Here is a 17836-nt window from a genome sequence, read left to right on the forward strand (position 1 = left end):
TCCGGGTTCAGTGGCCGATGCGCAGCGCCACCAGGAAGCGCGACACCATGTTGTAGGCCGCCACGGTGGCGGTCAGGTCGACCAGCGCCTGGCCCTCGAAATGCTCGGCCACGCGCGCGAACAGCGCGTCGGGCACCTCGATGTCGCGGGTCATGGCGTCGGCGTATTCCAGTGCCACGCGCTCGGCCGGGCTCAGGCCCGAATCGACGGGCAGGCTGGCCGAGCGCAGGGCGTCGATCGTGGCCTGCGGCACGCCGCCTGCCAGCGCGTGGGGCACGTGAGCGTCGAACTCGTAGGGCGCGCGGTTGATCACGGCCACCCGCAGGATGATCATCTCGCGCAGGCCCGCCGGCAGGCTGTTGTGGTTGCGGATCGACGAGAGCATCTGCTCCCATCCGTGCGCGATCGGCGGGCTGTTGAGCAGCACCTGGTAGAGAACCGAGATGCGCCCGCGCGCACCCTCGATCTGCGTCTCGAGCGTGGCGAGGTCCGGATCGGTGCCGGGTTGGATGGCCTGGATGCGCATGCGTCTTCTCTCTTCCATTCAATCGGGCTTGATCTTCTTGGCCCGCACGATGCGGCCCCACTTGTCGCCGTCCTTCTTCAGCAAGGCAGCCAGTTCGGCCGGGCTGGACGGCGCGGGCTCCGCACCGGACGCGAGCAGCCGGCTGCGAACGTCCTCGTCGGCCAGCACCTTGCGCAGCGCGGCGCCGAGCTTGTCGATCTCGGCGGCCGGCACGGACCTGCCGGCGAAGATGGCATACCAGTTGTCCGAGTCGACGCCGGGCACGCCCATCTCGGCGAAGGTCTTCACCTCCGGCAGCAGCGGATTGCGCTTTTCGGCGGCAATGCCGATCGGCTTGAGCTTGCCGCTCTTGATGAAGGGCAGGAGCCCCGGGATGTCGCCGAAGAAGCCGTTGACGTGGCCGGCGATCACATCGGTGATCGCCGGAGCCGCGCCCCGGTAGGGCACATGCAGCAATGGCACCTTGGCCGCATCGGACAGCAGTTCCATCGCGAGGTGCGGCACGCTGCCGGTGCCCGACGAGGCCAGCGTCAATGGCTGCTTCGACGCTCGCGCCGCGGCCACGAAATCGGCCCCGTTGTTGTAGGGCGCGTTGGCCGGCACCACCAGCACCTCGACATTCCGCACCACCAGCGAGACCGGTTGCAGGTCTTTCTGCACGTCATAGGCCAGCTTCTCGTACAGCGACGGGTTGATGGCCACGGCACCGACGCTGGTCAGCCAGAGCGTGCTGCCGTCGGGTGCGGCATGCGAGACGTACTCGGCGGCGATGGCGCCATTGCCGCCGGCCCGGTTCTCGATGATGACCTGCTGGCCGATTTCTTTGCCCAGCTGCTCGGCCACTGCGCGGGCCACGAAGTCCACCGGTCCGCCGGGCGGAAAGGCGACCACCAGCCGCGTGACCTTGGCGCCCTGGGCCAAGGCCGCGGGCGCCGCAACGGCCAGGCAGGCCATGGCGGCAAGGCCGACGAAGGCTCGTCGGGCGAGAAAGGGAATCTGCATGGTGTCGTCTCCTGGAGTTCTTGTCGGAAATGGATCAGCCGCAGCGCACCGACATGCCGCCGTCCACGATGATTTCTGTGCCGGTGATGAACCGCGCCTCGTTCGATGCCAGGAACAGCGCGGCAGCCGCGGTGTCGCGCCCGTCACCCATGAAAGGCAAGGGGATGCGTGCCTGCCGTTGCGCGAGAAGGGCTTGCACGTCGCCCCCCGCACGCTGGCCGGCCAGCCGCACTTCGACCATCGGCGTGTGCAATTGCCCGGGCACGACGGTGTTGCAGCGGATGTTGCGGTCGGCGTACTGCACCGCCAGCACCCGCGAGAACTGGATCACCGCCGCCTTCGTCGCGGCATAAGCCACCTGCGCCGCGCCGGTCCAGCGCAGGCCGGAGGTGGACGACATGTTGACGATGGCGCCCGAGCCCTGACGCTCCATGAAGGGCAGCACGTGCTTGCAGCTCAGGAACACGCTCTTCAGGTTGTGGTCGACCTGCGCATCCCACACGTCTTCCGGCATCTCGACCGGCCCGCCCCTGGCCGAGCCGCCCACGTTGTTGACCAGCACGTCGATGCGGCCGAACCGTTCGGCGCACTGGGCGACCGCGGCGGCGATGGAGGCACTGTCCGTGACGTCGCACTGGCCGGTGACGAGCGTGCCGCCGGCGGCGGCGATCCGTTCGGCCGTCTCGACCAGCCGGCCCGGATCGCGGTCGGTGGCAAACACCAGCGCGCCTTCTTCTGCAAAACGCACGGCGATGGCGCGCCCGTTTCCCCAGCCCGGCCCGACCGAACCGGCACCGCTCACGAAGGCGACCTGGCCCTTCAGTCGGCCGGCGGGTTGGTAGTGGAATTCCATCTCTGCGCTCATGTCGTCGGGTCCTTCATTCGAATCGGTAGAAAGCGGCCGGATTGCCGACCAGCAGCCTGTCGCGCAGGCCGGCGTCCGGTGCGATGTCGGGCAGCAACTCGACCAGCGCGGCGTCATCGGGCACATGGGTGTGGCTGGGGTGCGGCCAGTCGGTGCCCCACAGGCAGCGGTCGCCGAAGGACTCCACCAGCCGGCGCGCCAGCGCCACGCCATGCGGGTAGGTGCTGGCGGTAGCGATGCGGTCCACGCCGCTCACCTTCACCCGGAACAGCGGATTGGCCATCAACCGGCAGAGACCGGCGAAGTCCTCGTGGTCGGGGCCCAGCGCGGCATCGACGCGCCCCATGTGGTCGATCACCACGGGCACCGCGCTCCGTGCCAGTGCGGCGCCCACCGTGTGGACCAGCCTGCTCTCGAAATGCACCTGCAGGTGCATGCCCAGCGGCGCCAGCCGCCGGGTCAGCGCGAGCACTTCGTCCAGCGGCGTGCCCGGCAGGTGCGCCATGAAATTGAAGCGGACACCCCGAAAACCGGCAGCGGCCAGCCGCGCCAGTTCGGCGTCGGACACCGAGGGCGGAACCAGCGCGATGCCCAGGTAGCGGCCGCCGCCGGCGGCGATGGCGTCCTCGACCACGCGGTTGTCCATGCCGTGCACGGCCGACTGCACGATCACGCAGCGGCCGATGCCCAGCGTGCGGTGCAAGGCGAACAGGGCTTCCTTCGGCGCATCCACCGGCGTGAAGCTGCGGCCTTCGGCATACGGAAACCGCGTGGCCGGACCGAAGACATGCACATGGCTGTCGCAGCTCAGCGGCGGCAGCGCAAAGCCCGGAGCCCTGGGTTCGACGTCGTAGGTGAGGATGGCTGGCATGCCGAAATTGTCCGGCCGTCCGAGTCACGAATCGATCGGATCCTTCGATATCAGCTATCCATAGAATGCATGCGGCGTTTGTGGACGCAAGGAAGCCTCATGGATCTGACACGGTTGCGCTACTTCGTCGCGGTAGTCGAAGGCGGCAGCTTCAGTCGCGCCGCCGCTGCGCTGCACCTCTCGCAGCCGGCGCTGAGCCGGCAGGTGCTGCTGCTGGAAGAAGAAGTCGGCCAGCGCCTGCTGGTGCGCAATGGCCGGGGTGCGTCGGCCAACGAGGCCGGGCTGGCGCTGCTGGCGCATGCGCGCGCCATCTTCGAGCTGGCCGACAAGGCGCGCGCCGACATGCGGGAGCGCCAGTCCAGTCCGCGTGGCCAGGTCACCGTGGGACTGCCGCCGCGTGTGGCACAGGTGCTCTCGGCCGATCTGGTCGAACGCTTTCGCGCGCAGTATCCCGACGCCACCGTGACCATCGTCGAATCGCTCAGCATCCGGTTGCGCGAGTGGCTCGTGGCGGGCACGCTGGACATGGCCATCCTCTTCGACCCGCCGCCCTCGCCGCAATTGGCCGAAGAGACGCTCGGCCGGGAACCGCTGTTGCTGTTCGGCCCCAAGCCCTTGCCACGCCGAGTCAAGCTGGCGGAACTGAGCGTTCTGCCACTGGTCATGCCCAGTGGCCCCAATGCCCTCAGGCAGCTGCTGGAAACGCACACCCGGCCGCGCGGCCTGGCGCTGGACATCGTGGCCGAGGTCGACTCGGTGTTGACCGTTCTTTCGCTGGTGGCGCGTGGCGTGGCCTACACGGTCTTGCCGGCCAGCGCGCGGCGGCTCTGGACCCATCCGCAGCCGCTGTATGAGGCCAGCATCGTCTCTCCTGCGATGCGGAACCGGGTGGTGCTGGCGATCCCCAAGGCACGCCCCACGACGCGGCCGGCGCGGCTGACGGCCGATCTGCTCCGGACGCTGGCGCTCAAGCAATACGGTAATTGAGAGAGCCGCATCTCAATGACTGCGCGCACCTTCCATCGCGCGCGCATTGGCATAGTCCAGGAAGTCCTCGACCTGCCCGCTCTTGTCGAAGACGGCATCCGCGCCCTGGGACAAGGCACGGTCGTTTGCCGCCTCTGCATAGTTGCTCAGCACCACCACGCGCTGGTGGGGCTGGCGCCGGGCACAGGCCTTGACCACCTCCATGCCCGAGCCTTCCGTGAGGAACAGATCGGCGACCACCAGGTCCCAGCTTTCGCCGTTGCGTGCCAGCCATTGCAAGGCCTGGTATTGCGATTCGGCCACGGCGATCACCTCGCAGGCGGTGGCGTCCTCGAGCATGTCCACCAACAGGCTTCGGACCGAAAAATCGTCCTCGACGAGGAACACGCGAAGCGTCATGGCAGCAGAAGGCAGATCGGCATCGAGATCGGTGCGTTGCGGCGAGCGACGGCAATGCGCGTCACGCCGAGGTCATGCAGGGACGGCCGAAACCGCCACCGCGCTCTTCTTCGAACGGAGGATCGCATCGACGCTCCATGGGCCAGCGCCCGCAGCGGCAAGGTACAGGAACACGAACGAGAACAGCACGGCGGACTCGCCCTGATTGAGCAGCGGCGCCCACGCGAATCCCTTGGGTGCATGCCCGATGAAATAGGCCAAGGCAAGCTCGCCCGACAGGATGAATGCGACCGGTCGAGTCCAGAACCCGATCAGCAACAGGACACCACCGACGACTTCCAGGATTCCCGCAAGTCCGATCAGGGAAACGATCTGGAGATTGTCGAAATAGGCGACATGAGGAAAGCCGAACAACTTGGCTGACCCATGCTGGAGCAGCAGGAACGCAGAGACGATGCGCAGGACGGACAGCGCGCGGGGTGCGAACGATTCAGGCTGGCGAAGCGACATGATGAGCCGATCAGGTAAGGGTGGGTCGGAGCCGACATGGCATGCGAACGCGTCGGATCTTATGGAGAGGATTCGCCCTCTCCAACGAAGGAATCCGTTTATGCAGATGCGTTCTGCGTGCGGTCTGCCATCCCTGCGAAGAGCCTGGTTGCGGCCCTGTCCTTTCCTGGGGATGCTTCGACATGCCGTGCACGATTCATTGCAACGCAATAGACTGGAATCGCGATGGCGGACTGCCGCCATTGCACGCGCCGTATGTCCATTCATCGCCATTTCCAATGAGCCACAACGCCCTCACCCTTTTCACGACACGCCGCAGCCAATACGCGCTGGGCAAGAATCTTTCCATCACCGAAGCCGAAGTCGACGCCCTGATTCGCCAGGCGATCCGTCTGGCGCCGTCGTCATTCAATTCGCAGAGTTCGCGTGCCGTCATCCTGTTCGGCGCAGCCAGCGAGAAGCTCTGGAAAGTCATCACGAAGGAGATCCTTCGTCCCCTGGTTCCGGCAGATGCATTCGCGTCGACCGATGCAAAGCTGAACTCCTTCGCGGCAGGTGCCGGAACGGTGCTTTTCTATGAAGACCAGGACGTGATCAAGGACCTGCAGCAGAAATATCCGCTGTATGCCGATAACTTCCCATCCTTCTCCGAGCACTCCACCGGCATGGCGCAATTCGCCGTCTGGACCGCGCTGGCCGAAGCCGGCATCGGTGCCAGCCTGCAGCATTACGCACCGCTGATCGACGCGCAGGTCGCCAGCACCTGGGACATTCCGGCCTCGTGGAAGCTGCGCGCCCAACTGCCCTTCGGCTCGAACGAGAAGGCGTTCAACGAGAAGAGCTTCATCGCCGACGACGTGCGGTTCAAGACGATCCGCTGAAGGTATGTCGACCGCCGCAAGGCGGCCGACAGTCCACCTTCACGAGGCCGGCAACTTCACCGGCCAGGTGCCTTGATGAACCGGAGCGTCATGCGGTCCGACTCTCCGATCGCCAGATAACGAGCGCGGTCGACCTCGCCGCCACGCAATGTCGGCGGCAATGCCCACACACCGTTCGCATGGTCGTGCGTGTCGCGTGGATTCGCGTTGATCTCGCTCGCACCGGCGAACTCGAAACCCGCCGCCCGGGCACGCGCGATCACGAAGTCCTGCGTGACGTAGCCGCTCTCGATCATCCGTTCGAGCGAGGTCCCGGGTGCGGCCCGATGCTCTTCGACGCCGAGCACACCGCCGGGCTTGAGCACATCGAAGAAGGCGCGCAACGTCTCGTCGAAATGGCCGTCCGCGATCCAGTTGTGGATGTTGCGGAAGGTGAGCACGGCATCGGCCCCGCCCGGCGGATGGATGTCGGTGAAGCGTGCGACAGGCAAGGTGCCGAGCACCACGCGCCGATAGACGGCCGGGTCGCTTGCCAGCTTCTGTTGAAAAGCGGCGCGCGCACGCCGCTGTTCCGCTGTGCCGTCGGCCGGGACATGCGCCGCATAGAGGCGCCCGCGCGGGTTCAGGAAGGCGGCCAGGATCTCGGTGTACCAGCCGCCGCCGGGGGCGATCTCGACGACGTTCCAATCCGGCCTCAGGCCGAAGAACGCGAGTGTCTCGAGTGGATGCCGAGCGGCATCGCGGGTGCGATTGGCCGCGCTGCGCTGCGGACCGTCGATGGCGGCCTGCAATGCAGCCGTTGCGGGCCCGGTCGTCTCGCTGTGCGCGCCGATAGCGTAAGGCGCCAGCAGGGCCGCTACCGCGCCCATGAGCAGCGTCCGGCGTCGATCGAAGAAGCGGTCAGGGGTCGATGGAGACAGTGAAGTGATCATTGAAAAGACATGGGAGCGGTGCGTGGACCCCCTACGCTACAGATGCACCCGGCACCGTGACGCGATCAGGGCTTTGTGGCGACGACCGCGTCGCTGATCTTGATGGCCTTCGGAATCAGCTTGAGCTCGAAGAAGGTATCGGCGATCTTCTGCTGGTCGGCCGCCACCTCGGCGGTGATCGGTTTGACGTTGAACTCGTAGCGCTGCAGGGCGAGCTCGACCACGTCGACGGGAAGCCCCTGCAGCGGCGCAATGAGTTCCGCCGCCTGATGCAGGTTCTTCTTCAACCAGATGCCTTGCGACACGGCGTCTTCGAACAGGGCTTCGATGACCTTCGGGTGCCTGGCAACGAAGCCGCGCTCGCCGAGGTAATACTGGTAGTTGCTCACCACGCCCGGTGTGCCGTCGGCCAGCACGCGTGCGCCGGTTGCCTTTTCTGCCGCGGCCTGGAACGGATCCCAGATCACCCATGCATCCACGTTCCTGCTTTCAAAGGCCGCGCGACCGTCGGCCGGCGCCAGATAGACGGGTTGGATGTCGCCGAGTTTCAGGCCGTTCTTCTCGAGCTGCTTCACGAGCAGGTAGTGCACGTTGCTGCCCTTGTTGAGCGCGACCTTCTTGCCCCTCAGCTCTGCCACCGACTGGATCGGCGAGTCCTTCGTGACCAGGATGGCCTCGGCGCGCGGCGACGCCGGGTCGAAGCCGAAATAGACGAACCTGGCGCCCGCGGCTTGCGCAAAGATCGGCGGTGCCTCGCCGACATAGCCCACGTCGACTGCGCCGACGTTCAGGCCTTCGAGCAGTTGCGGCCCCGCCGGGAATTCCACCCATTTGACGCCGAAGCCCAATGGGGCGAGCTTCTTCTCGAGTGTCCCTTGTGCCTTCTGCAGAACGAACAGGCTCGCGGACTTCTGGTAGCCGATGCGAAGCTCGCCTTTGGCTGCCTGCGCATGTGCGGCATTGGCCGTGAAGAGGCCGACGAGCAATGCCACGACGCACACCAGGAAGCCGCTCAGCGCGAGGTCGCGCAGGGCCTGCCTGACGGATCGACCGGGCGGGTCGATTTCGAAGTGTGTCGTCGTTGCGTGCAGCATGGTCGTTTGCGGCCGGAGCCGGATGGATGGATGGATCGAAGTCATTGGCCGATGGCTCTTCCCGGGAAGAGCGTAAGTGCCGCGCGATCCATGGACAACGACGCAGATTCCATGTGCTCAGAACGAAGTGAGCTATGGCTACACTGAACAAGCCGACACACGACACTGAGGTTCAATGCCAGATCTAGAGACGCTCGAACAGAAGATTGCAGACTTGGAAGTTGTCACGGCGAAGCTGCGCAACTCGCAGCGATCACGTGCCAAGAAGCTCGCGGCCCTGAAAGCCACCATCGCCGAACAGCAATTCACGCCGTTCGAACTTCTGGAAGTCGAGCGCTTCGAGAAACTGGTGGCAGTCAGGGCCGCCATCGAAAAGCATGGCTTCACCGCCTATGAGATCGGTGTGCTGTCGACCAAGGGGCCGCTGGAAAAGCATCTGGCGAGCCTGCCGTCACTGGACTGAAGACGACGGCAGACGCGGGCCGTTGATCGCCGCCGCTTGCGATCAAGACCTTCGGGCGGAATGCGCCGAGCGCCGTGAAAGCCCAAGCCGGGCTCTCACGGCACTGCGGCGTCGTGCGTCAGTCGAACACGCCGGTGAACGCCACGCGGCTCACCACACCCGAGCTGCTCGCGCCGAGGCCGACCGTCACGCTGTAGCGGCCGTCCTGCGCGGTGTGGCGGATCGAGCCGCCGATCGCGCTTTCGCTGCGGTAGTTGCCCAGGCCGACCGCAAAGCTGCTCTTGCCCGGCACCATCGGCGCGGCGTCCATGGCGGCCACGCTCGCGATGCCGGCATAGGCCCGGCGGGCGTTCTGGTCGATCTGCTGCTGCAGCCGGCCCGCGGTCTGGTCGGTGTAGGCCTTGGCCGCCGGCAGGCCCTGCGCGGCGACGCTGTCGGTATAGGCATTGGCCGAGGCCACGCCCTGGCTCACCAGGCCTTGCACCTGCCCGACGTTGGTCGCGTCGTCCGGCGCGCTGCCGGCCGCCACGCCGGTGACCTGGCGATTGCCCAGCGCCACTTCGCCCGCCGACGACTGCGGCGCCGCCATGCCCGCGGCGGTGTAACCCGTCTGGGCGCCGCGCGTGGTGGCGCTGCCCGCGCCGAGCGCCACGCTGTTGGCGTGCGAGGCGCTCGCGTTGCCGCCGATGGCCACGGCGTTGTCCGCGCTGGCGCGGGCGGATGCGCCCAGCGAGACCGTCTGGCTGGCATTGACGTACACGCCGGCGTCGGTGCCGATCGCGACGTTCGCGTTGCCGATGACGTTCTGGCCCGCACCCTGGCCCTGCGCGATGTTGCCGGAGCCGACCACCAACTGACCGGCGCCCGTGCCCAGCGATACGTTCTGGTTGCCTTGCACGCCCGCGCCGGCCCCCTGCCCCAAGGCCGTGTTGGCACTGCCGCTCACGCCGGCACCGGCCTGCGTGCCCATGGCGAGGTTGCTGGCGCCGGTCACGTTCACGCCCGAGCCCTGGCCGAAGCCGATGTTGTTGGACCCGGCCACGCCATTGCCCGCCCCGCTGCCGAAGGCCTGGTTCGTGTTGCCGTTGACGTTCTGACCGGCGTTGGTTCCGTAGGCATCGTTGTTGTTGCCCGTCACGTTGGTGCCGGCCCAGAAGCCGGTGCCGTTGTTGTAGTCGCCGGTGACGTTCTGGCCCGCGCTGCGGCCGAAGGACTGGTTCCAGCCGCCGACCACGTTGGTGCCCGCGTAGTAGCCGATCGCCTGGTTGGCGTTCTTGCCGCTCACGTTGGTGCCGGCGCCTTCGCCGATGGCGAGGTTCCAGTTGGTGCTGACGTTGTTGCCGGCGCCGTTCCCGGTGGCGATGTTGTTGCTGCCGACGACGCTCCGGCCCGCATTCGTCCCGGTGGCCACGTTGTAGGAACCCGTCACATCGGTGCCGGCCCAGAAGCCGGTGGCGTTGTTGTAGTTGCCGGTGACGTTCTGCCCGGAACTGCGGCCCATTGACTGGTTCCAGCCGCCGACCACGTTCTGCCCGGCGTTGTAGCCGATGGCCGTGTTGGCGTTGCCGCCGCTCACGTTGGTCCCGGCGGCTTCGCCGATGGCCAGGTTCCATTGCGTCGAGACGTTGTTGCCGGCATTGCCGCCGATCGCCTGGTTGTTCGACCCGGTGACGCCCGTGGCGCTGGCATTGGTGCCGATGCCCAGGTTCTTCGTCGTGGAATTCCACTGGATGGGCACGGTCTGCCCGATGGCGAGCCCCGCCATGCAGCTCAGGCCAAGTGCCGCGGCCAGGGGACGCAGGCGCGATGGCTTGCGGACCCGATGATGCGTGGAGATGTGCATATCTGCTTTCGACATCCGGCTCAGCTCTGGGCCGACAGGTGCAGCGCCATCGCCGGGTCGCTCACGCCGGGCTTGCCGGTTTCGACGCGGCCCGAGAAGCGGCGCTCGGCGTTGCCGGCCGTGACGGTGAAGTCGTACCAGTGGCCGCTGTCGTCCAGGTTCCAGTGCAGCATGCCGGTGTCGCCCGCTGCCACGTCGAGCGACCAGGGGCCGTCGGTCCGGTAGGCGTTGGACTTCACCGTGACCGTGCCTGCGGTCGTGCCGGTGTTGTGCACCTTCAGGTAGACCTGGCCGGTGGCCGGCTCGTAGCAGACCTGCGCCTCGGGCTTGAAGGTGGCGGTGTCGGCCGCGAGCGCATCGCCCTTGAAGCTGCGCACGAAGCCGTTGCTGCTGTAGACCCACAGCTCGTACTTGCCGCTGTCGGTGGCGCTGGTGTTCCAGTAGTCGGTGAGCTGCTTGCCCGCCTCCACCGTGTAGCGGCGCGGAATGCGGTCCAGGTGCAGCTTGTCGTACACGTGGAACACAGCGCCCTGCGTGCCGGTGTTCGCGAAGATCAGTTGCAGCAGCCCGCGCGACTCGACGCGTGCGCTGGTGTGCAGCTCGTAGGGCAGCGCACGCGAGAAGCGCGTGCCGGTCTCCTGGAACAGCGGCTGCGGCGTGCCGGGCGCGGTGGTCACCGGGGCCGTGGGCAGGAGCCGCTGCGCTGCATTGATCGCGGGATAGTTGCTGGTGTCGGGCAGCCTGGGCACGACCGGATCGTTCGGGCTGACGAAGTCGAAGCAGGTGGTGAGGTCGCCGCAGACCGCGCGATGCCATGGGCTGATGGCGTCCACGGTGATGCCGAAGCGCACCTCCAGGAATCTGGCCATCGAGGTGTGGTCGAACACCTGCGAGTTGACCCAGCCGCCCTTGCTCCAGGGCGACACCACGTACATCGGCACGCGCGAGCTCAGGCCCCACGGGCGAACCTTGCCGCTGGTGGTGTCCAGGGCGCTCAGGTAGCTGCCCACGGAAGCGTCGAAATACTCGCCGTCCAGCGGCACGGTGGACTTGCCCACCAGGCTGCCGTTGGCGTCGTACGAGGGCACCGCCGGCATGGCCAGGTGGTCGAAGAAGCCGTCGTTCTCGTCGAAGGTCACGAAGAGCGCCGTCTTGCTCCAGACCGCGGGGTTGGACGTCAGCGCGCTCAGCACGTCTGAGATGAAGTCGGCCGCGCCGGCAACGCCTTCGCTGCTGCCCGGATGTTCGGCCAGGGCCTGCGTGGGCAGCACCCACGAGACCTGCGGCAGGGCGTCGTTCATGACGTCCTGCTTGAGCTGGGCGAGGAAGTTGGTGGCGCCGTCGGCCGTTGCGGGGCCGCCCGTCAGGCCGTGCTCATAGATCGGCGAGCCCGGCTGCGCGGTGCGGAAGCTCTCGAAGGCCAGGCAGCCGTTCATGGCGCCCGTCCAGTTGTTGTTCATGTTCTGGTAGATGTGCCAGCTGATGCCGGCCTTCTGCAGCACGTCCGGCAGCGTGTCCCACTTGAACGAGTTGTTGACGTACTTGTAGTTGTAGGCACCGGTGCCGGGGTCCTTCTGGCCCGAGCCGTCCGCCTGCTGCACCCTGTCAGCGACCCAGTTCGACGGGCTGGGCCAGCAGCGCGAGTTGACGGGTTCCGAATCGCTGTCCGTGCTGTTGATGCCCTTCTTGCGCAGCTCCGGATTGAAGTTGGAGCCGGACCAGAACACGATGCGGTTCGGGTCGGTGCCGGTGAGGATGGAGCAGTGGTAGCCGTCGCAGAGCGTGAAGGCATCGGCCAGCGCGAACTGGAAAGGAATGTCCTCGCGCTGGTAATAGCCCATCGTCGCCTGGTTCTTGAACTGGATCCAGCGATCCATCTTTCCCTGGTTCCATGCGGCTTGCTGGTCGGGAAAATTGTGCGGCGTGCCGGACCCGATCAGCGCGTTGCTGATCCGCGAGTCGCGGCGGAAGGGCTGGATCTCGGCGCCGCCGCTGGGGTTGGGCTGGAAGTACACCGACTTGCCGCTGGCCAGCGGAATCGGGAAGCGGTCGCCGAAGCCGCGCACACCGCGCAGGGTGCCGAAGTAGTGGTCGAAGCTGCGGTTTTCCTGCATCAGGATGACGATGTGCTTGACGTCCTGGATGGTGCCGGTGTCGACCGCCGCCTCAATGGCGAGGGCCTGACGGATCGCGGGCGGCAGCATGGTGAGGGCCGAAGCCGCACCGACGGCGCCTGCCGACTTGCGGAAGAAATCGCGACGGGAGAGGTGGTTCATGGGTGTCTTTCAACGCGAGGACGAAACGGATGGATGGAAGGCAGGTGGATGCAGAAGGTCGCGCCTCAGGGCGCGCACTTCAGCACCGGGGCCGCCGGCTGCGTGGGCTGGTCCGGCGTGGTGGCCGGGGGCGTGGTGTCGGTGGGCGGCGACGTCGGCGCCCCGGCATCGCTGCCGCCACTGCCACCGCATGCAGCGAGGCTCAGGCACAGAAGAAGGCCGGCCGCGGCCGACGCGGCGAAGCCATACCGGGAGACACGTGGGGTCATGACAATTTCCTTTGATCGAAGAAGACGGGGACGACGGACGAACGAGAGACGGACGAGAGACAGGCGAAGCGGGGCCGAGCAGCCCCCTCGGGGTTGCACCGGCTCGAAGAAATCAGGGGTGGTGCGCCGCGAGGTCCACGGTGTGGACGCTCCGGCGCCGGGGTGGTCAGGGCTCAGGCATAGCGACTGCGCAGGCGCGCTGCAAGGCGGTCAAGAACCAGCACGGTGAGGAAGATCGCGATCAGGATCGTGCCCACGTGCGCGTAGTTGTACATGTCGTAGCGACCCTTGAGCTCCTGGCCGATGCCGCCCGCGCCGACCAGGCCCACCACGGTGGCCATGCGCACGTTGCGGTCGAGCACGTACAGCGTGTAGGCGATGAACTGCGGCATCACCTGCGGCAGCACCGCGAAGCGCATCACCTTGAGCTTGTTCGCCCCGATGGCGCGAAGCGCCTCCTGCGGCTTGTCGTCGGCGGTCTCGATGTCTTCCGCATAGAACTTGCCGAGGAAGCCCGCCGAGTGCAGCGCGAGCGCCAGCACGCCGGCGATGGGACCGAAGCCGTAGGCCAGCACCAGGAACAGCGCACTCACCAGCTCGGGCACCGCGCGGCACAGGCCGACCACGCTGCGCGCGAGCGTGTAGACGATGCGGTTCGGCGTGTAGTTCTTCGCGCTGCACCAGGCCAGCGGCGCACTCAGCACGATGGCCAGCAGCGTCGCCCAGATGGCGATCTCGAAGGTCTCGAGCATCTTCATCGCCACATGCCAGAGATAGCCGAGCGGCTCGACCAGCACTTCGCGGCTGTCGACCACCTCTTCGATCTGCAGCGTTTGTGGGTTGAGCTTGGGTTCGCGCGTCTCCACCGTTTCCACGTGCGAGAACCATGGCAGGCGGTTGCGGTCGAAGCCCTCGATGCGCGCCGTCTCGGTGCGTTCGGAAACCTGCGGCGGGAACAGCGAGCGCGCGATCGTGCCCAGGCCCGACAGCACCTGCGAATGCTCGCGCAGGCCGACGGCGGCCAGCACGCCCTCGCCGGTCAGCGACAGCATGCGGCCCATCTCCACGCGCTGGCCGGCGAAGAAGCCGGCCACCAGCACGAGCATCAGCACGGCCAGGCTGCGTGCGCCCCAGGGCCGTGGAAGCTCCCATGCGGATGCGGGGCGGTTCATGGCACCAGCTCCAGTGCGGCGGCGTGCAGCGGCCATGCGGCCTCGGGCTCCGTACTCTGGCTGCCGGGTCGCGCAGGCGCTGCGCCGCGGCCGTAGACCGCGTCGAACACCCGCGGATCGAAGGCGGCGGGCGGCCCGTCGAACACCACTTCGCCCTGGCGCAGCGCGACGATGCGGTCGGCGAACTCGCAGGCCAGCTCGATCTGATGCAGGCTGCACAGCACGGTGGTACCGCGCTCGCGCGCCTGCCCGCGCAGCAGGGACAGCACGTCGTGGCTGGTCTGCGGATCGAGGCTGGCCACGGGCTCGTCGGCCAGCACCAGCGGCGGCGCGAGCATGAAGGCGCGCGCGATGCCCACGCGCTGTTGCTGGCCACCCGAGAGTTCGCTCACGCGGCGCAGCAGGTGCTGCTCCTGAAGGCCCACCGACGCGACGAGTTCGCAGGCCGTTCGCCGTGCCTCGTCGGTGAACAGCCCCAGCAGTGCGCGCCAGGTCGGCATGGTCGGCAACGCGCCGGCGAGCACGTTCTCGGCCACCGTGGCGCGCAGCACCAGGTTGAACTGCTGGTGGATCATGCCGATGCGCGGCCGGATGCGGGCGAGCGAATCGGCCGCAATGTGCACGCCGTCGACCTGCACCGCACCCTCCGTGGGCCGGACCAGGCCGTTGGCCATGCGCAGCAGCGTCGACTTGCCTGCGCCGGAGGAGCCGAGCACCACGCAGAACTGGCCCGCGGGCACCTGCAGGGAGACGCCGCCGAGCGCCTGCGTGCCGTCGGCATAGCGCATGGCGACCGATTCGAAATTCAGCATGGCACCGTGCTCAGCGCTGTGCGGCCTTGGCCAGGATGCTGCCCTTGAGCTCGTCGGTGAGCAGGCCCAGCTTCTCCGCCGCGACGTTGAACTCGTCTTCCGAGAACTTGGTGTCGTAGCCGTCGATCTTGCCGCCGCCATAGCCGCGGATCATGTCGGGCGTGACGCCGGGCGCCTTGTTCACCGTCTGGAAGGCGTCCTTCAACTTGGCCTTCAGCGGCTCGGGCAGCTTGGAATTCAGCGCGAGCGGCGGATACGGAATGGCCATGCTCTTGGCGATCACCTTCACCGTCTTCGGATCGACCGCGCCCTGCTTGACGGCCTTCTCGAACGAGTCGAAGGAGAGCGACGCCACGTCGACCTGGTCCTGCACCAGCGCGGCCAGGCTGCTGGCGTGACTGCCGGTCATGCGGATGGCCGCGAGGTCGCGCGCGGGATCGATGCCCGCGTCCAGCAGCATCGCGACCTGGAAGGTGAAGCTCGAGGCCGAGTTGACGTCGCCGAAGGCCACGCGCTTGCCTTTGACGTCGTTGATCCCGGCGATGGGCGCGTTGGCCTTGGCGAACATGCCGGCGTAGTACACCGAGGCACCCTTCTCCACCCCCACGGCCAACAGCTGGGCGCAACCGCGCTTGTGGGCCTGCACGTAGGCCACGGGCCCGAAGAACGCGATGTCGGCGAGCTGGTTGCACATGCCCTCGACGACGGCGCCGTACGACTGGCCCACCTTCAGGTCGAAGTTCAGGCCGGTGGTGCGGGTGATGGCGTTGAACACCGGCGCGTAGTCGGCCTTGGTGCCCGACTCGGTGCCGCCGTCCGCAGGAATCAGCAGCACGCGCAGCGGATGTTCGCGCGAACCGTCGGCCACCGACTGGGCATGCGACGGCAGGGAGAGTGCCGCTGTCAGCGACATGGCGGCGGCAGCAAGGGCGAGGAGCTTTTTCATGGTGCGTTTCTTTCGTTTCAAGGCGGTGTTGAAGGGCCGATGTCCGGAACTTTAGAAACCCAAGATGACAAGCAAATGAAATTTGCTCAATCAAAACCAAGCAATTCTCTGAACATTGTTCAATACAATGCGCCGCCATGAGCACGAACCTCAAGACACAGAGCGCCCCTTCAGACAACGGCAGCCCGCGCGGCGTGGTCACCGACGCCCGCCTGGCGCGGGCTCGCCACCTGCTGGTCGACCTCGACGGCACCTTGGTGCGCCAGCAGGAGCCGATCGCCGGTGCGGCTGAATTGCTGGCGCATTTCGACGGGCGCTACGCCATCGTTTCGAACAACTCCACGCACACCGCGCCGGGCCTGGCGCAACGCCTGCGCCGCCTCGGATTTCGCGTACCGCCCGAACGCATCGTGCTGGCCGGCGAGCTCACCGTGCGGCAGTTGGCGCGCGAACACCCCGGTGCCCGCGTGCTGATGGCCGCGAGCCCCGCGCTGCAACGGCTGGCGCGTTCACTGGGCTGCCAGCAGGTGCAGGCCGGCGCCGACTTCGTGCTACTCGCGCTGGACATGCACTTCAGCCACGCGCGGCTGGCGCTGGTGGTCAACGAGCTGCTGCGCGGCGCACGCCTGATCGTGAGCAATGCCGACGCCACCCATCCCGGCCCGCAAGGCCGCGTGGTGCCCGAGACCGGCGCGCTGCTCGCGGCCGTGGTGGCGGCCAGCGGCGTTCAGCCCTGGCGCGTGACCGGCAAACCCGCGCCGCTGCTGTTCGAGGAAGGGCTGCGTTGCCTTGGCGCGCGCGCGGAAGACACGGTGGTGGTCGGCGACAACCCGCTCACCGACGCCGAGGGCGCCACCCGGCTGGGCATGGACTGCGTGCTGGTCGGAACGGCGAGCGGCGCGGTCGCGCCGTCGGTGGCCGGGCTGCTGGCCGGGCCCGAGGAGACTATTGCCGCGGCAGCCGAAACCGCAGCGGAGTCGTCTCAGTACCGCTTGAGCGACAGCACGTCGAAGGTCTGGCGCAACGTGCGCACGGAAGCGTCGTAGTCCGACAGCGCCAGGCAGGCGATCAGCACGTCGATGATGGCCAGCTGCGCGAGCCGGCTCGTCATCGCCTCGGTGCGGAAGTGGGTCTCGCGCGCCATCGTGAACAACAGGACGTCGGCGTAGGCCTGGATCGGCGACTTGCCGAAGTTGGTGATGCACACCGTGGAGGCGCCCGCCTCCTTGGCCAGACGCGTCGCCGTCACCGTCTCATGCGAACTGCCCGAATGCGAGATGGTGAGGACGGCCGTCTTCGCATCGGTGAGCGACGCACTGATGGCCTGCACGTGCGAGTCGACCGCCAGCTTCACGTTCAGGCCGATGCGCAGCATGCGGTAGTGCGCGTCCTCGGCGATGGTGGCCGAGCTGCCGATGCCGTAGATCTCGATGCGCTCGGCCTTGCGGAACAGCTTCACGGCGCGCTCCATCGCCTTGGCGTCGAGCGTGGCCTCGGTGTCGTGCAGCGTCTGAACGTTGCTCTGGAAGATCTTGCGGATCACCGCCGTGGCGTTGTCCTGCGGGTCGAGGTCTTCATGGATGAACTGCACCGGCCGCACCAGTTCCTGCGCGAGTGCGATCTTGATCTGCTGGAAGCCGGTGGCCCCGAGGTTCTTGCACAGGCCGACGATGCTGCCTTCGCTGGAGCCCGTGCGCTCGGCCACTTCGCTGACCGACATGTGCACCACCTCGCGCGCGTTCTTCACGATGAAGTCGGCGATGCGCTGGCCCACCGGGCCCAGTGATGACGACAGGGTCTGGATGCGTGCCAGCACGGCGGAGACCGATGCATCGGGAGTTTCGGCGGCGGGCAATGCGTGGCTCTTGTCTGCGGCGGCAGAAGCCTTGCCGGCAGGCGGCCTGGGGGTGCTGTTGCGCTTCATGGGCCGCGAGCTTACCCGCCCTCGATGGCGGTTCGGCGTCGCGGGCCCGGGGACGTGCGGCGTC

The 17836-nt window shown here is 67.2% G+C and carries 19 protein-coding genes; 4 read left to right on the forward strand and 15 right to left on the reverse strand.

Annotated elements, in window-relative coordinates; translation table 11 throughout:
* Positions 1 to 7: 7 nt before the first annotated feature.
* From AC07PZ_RS12735 to AC07PZ_RS12750, 4 genes are read right to left on the reverse strand one after another with little or no spacing between them, the layout of a single operon-like run.
* Complete coding sequence (locus tag AC07PZ_RS12735) at positions 8 to 526, reverse strand: carboxymuconolactone decarboxylase family protein (RefSeq protein WP_495295454.1); 519 nt, start codon at positions 524 to 526, stop codon at positions 8 to 10.
* An 18-nt stretch (positions 527 to 544) separates the two neighbouring features.
* Positions 545 to 1528: a Bug family tripartite tricarboxylate transporter substrate binding protein gene (locus tag AC07PZ_RS12740; RefSeq protein WP_495295455.1), complete on the reverse strand. Its 984-nt coding sequence runs from the start codon at positions 1526 to 1528 to the stop codon at positions 545 to 547.
* Between the two features lie 34 nt (positions 1529 to 1562).
* On the reverse strand, positions 1563 to 2393 hold the full coding sequence (locus AC07PZ_RS12745; protein WP_495295456.1) for an SDR family NAD(P)-dependent oxidoreductase: 831 nt from the start codon (positions 2391 to 2393) through the stop codon (positions 1563 to 1565).
* Between the two features lie 13 nt (positions 2394 to 2406).
* The gene (locus tag AC07PZ_RS12750; RefSeq protein ID WP_495295457.1) at positions 2407 to 3264 is read right to left on the reverse strand and encodes an amidohydrolase family protein; all 858 of its coding nucleotides are present in this window, start codon (positions 3262 to 3264) and stop codon (positions 2407 to 2409) included.
* 99 nt (positions 3265 to 3363) lie between these two features.
* On the opposite strand from AC07PZ_RS12750, the gene AC07PZ_RS12755 reads away from it, so the two are divergent.
* Positions 3364 to 4251 (forward strand): LysR family transcriptional regulator, encoded by an 888-nt coding sequence (locus tag AC07PZ_RS12755; RefSeq protein ID WP_495295458.1) that lies wholly within the window; start codon positions 3364 to 3366, stop codon positions 4249 to 4251.
* Positions 4252 to 4263: 12 nt separating this feature from the next.
* Here the strand turns inward: AC07PZ_RS12755 and AC07PZ_RS12760 are convergent, their stop codons facing one another.
* A complete protein-coding gene (locus tag AC07PZ_RS12760; RefSeq protein WP_495295459.1) occupies positions 4264 to 4650 on the reverse strand; it encodes a response regulator in 387 nt (128 codons plus the stop codon).
* 72 nt (positions 4651 to 4722) lie between these two features.
* Positions 4723 to 5160: a DoxX family protein gene (locus tag AC07PZ_RS12765; RefSeq protein ID WP_495295460.1), complete on the reverse strand. Its 438-nt coding sequence runs from the start codon at positions 5158 to 5160 to the stop codon at positions 4723 to 4725.
* Positions 5161 to 5438: 278 nt separating this feature from the next.
* On the opposite strand from AC07PZ_RS12765, the gene AC07PZ_RS12770 reads away from it, so the two are divergent.
* Entirely contained in the window at positions 5439 to 6041 is a 603-nt protein-coding gene (locus AC07PZ_RS12770) for a nitroreductase family protein (RefSeq protein ID WP_495295696.1), read from the forward strand.
* 56 nt (positions 6042 to 6097) lie between these two features.
* Here AC07PZ_RS12770 and AC07PZ_RS12775 read toward each other — a convergent pair whose 3' ends face one another.
* Complete coding sequence (locus AC07PZ_RS12775; RefSeq protein ID WP_495295461.1) at positions 6098 to 6973, reverse strand: class I SAM-dependent methyltransferase; 876 nt, start codon at positions 6971 to 6973, stop codon at positions 6098 to 6100.
* A gap of 65 nt (positions 6974 to 7038) precedes the next feature.
* Positions 7039 to 8067, reverse strand: coding sequence for a sulfonate ABC transporter substrate-binding protein (locus AC07PZ_RS12780; RefSeq protein ID WP_495295462.1), 1029 nt, complete (start codon positions 8065 to 8067; stop codon positions 7039 to 7041).
* Positions 8068 to 8242: 175 nt separating this feature from the next.
* On the opposite strand from AC07PZ_RS12780, the gene AC07PZ_RS12785 reads away from it, so the two are divergent.
* On the forward strand, positions 8243 to 8530 hold the full coding sequence (locus tag AC07PZ_RS12785; RefSeq protein ID WP_495295463.1) for a hypothetical protein: 288 nt from the start codon (positions 8243 to 8245) through the stop codon (positions 8528 to 8530).
* A gap of 118 nt (positions 8531 to 8648) precedes the next feature.
* Here the strand turns inward: AC07PZ_RS12785 and AC07PZ_RS12790 are convergent, their stop codons facing one another.
* The 6 genes from AC07PZ_RS12790 to AC07PZ_RS12815 all read right to left on the reverse strand — a co-directional run bounded on the left by AC07PZ_RS12790 (position 8649) and on the right by AC07PZ_RS12815 (position 15848).
* Positions 8649 to 10388, reverse strand: coding sequence for a YadA family autotransporter adhesin (locus AC07PZ_RS12790; protein WP_495295464.1), 1740 nt, complete (start codon positions 10386 to 10388; stop codon positions 8649 to 8651).
* Between the two features lie 5 nt (positions 10389 to 10393).
* Positions 10394 to 12649 (reverse strand): phosphocholine-specific phospholipase C, encoded by a 2256-nt coding sequence (locus tag AC07PZ_RS12795; protein ID WP_495295465.1) that lies wholly within the window; start codon positions 12647 to 12649, stop codon positions 10394 to 10396.
* Positions 12650 to 12714: 65 nt separating this feature from the next.
* The gene (locus tag AC07PZ_RS12800; protein WP_495295466.1) at positions 12715 to 12918 is read right to left on the reverse strand and encodes a hypothetical protein; all 204 of its coding nucleotides are present in this window, start codon (positions 12916 to 12918) and stop codon (positions 12715 to 12717) included.
* 173 nt (positions 12919 to 13091) lie between these two features.
* The gene (gene phnE / locus AC07PZ_RS12805; RefSeq protein WP_495295467.1) at positions 13092 to 14090 is read right to left on the reverse strand and encodes a phosphonate ABC transporter, permease protein PhnE; all 999 of its coding nucleotides are present in this window, start codon (positions 14088 to 14090) and stop codon (positions 13092 to 13094) included.
* Positions 14087 to 14902, reverse strand: coding sequence for a phosphonate ABC transporter ATP-binding protein (gene phnC, locus AC07PZ_RS12810; protein WP_495295468.1), 816 nt, complete (start codon positions 14900 to 14902; stop codon positions 14087 to 14089). The genes phnE and phnC overlap by 4 nt, the downstream gene beginning before the upstream one ends.
* 10 nt (positions 14903 to 14912) lie before the next feature.
* Positions 14913 to 15848, reverse strand: a complete 936-nt coding sequence (locus AC07PZ_RS12815; protein ID WP_495295469.1) for a phosphate/phosphite/phosphonate ABC transporter substrate-binding protein — start codon at positions 15846 to 15848, stop codon at positions 14913 to 14915.
* 137 nt (positions 15849 to 15985) lie between these two features.
* Here AC07PZ_RS12815 and AC07PZ_RS12820 point away from each other — a divergent pair, with 137 nt between their 5' ends.
* Positions 15986 to 16894: an HAD-IIA family hydrolase gene (locus AC07PZ_RS12820; RefSeq protein WP_495295470.1), complete on the forward strand. Its 909-nt coding sequence runs from the start codon at positions 15986 to 15988 to the stop codon at positions 16892 to 16894.
* Here AC07PZ_RS12820 and AC07PZ_RS12825 read toward each other — a convergent pair.
* Positions 16831 to 17703 carry a MurR/RpiR family transcriptional regulator gene (locus tag AC07PZ_RS12825; protein ID WP_495295471.1) on the reverse strand — a complete coding sequence of 291 codons (873 nt, stop codon included), beginning with the start codon at positions 17701 to 17703 and terminating at the stop codon, positions 16831 to 16833. The genes AC07PZ_RS12820 and AC07PZ_RS12825 overlap by 64 nt on opposite strands.
* Positions 17704 to 17836: the final 133 nt, after the last annotated feature.

It is taken from the genome of Variovorax sp. GW821-FHT10B04, assembly GCF_059415645.1.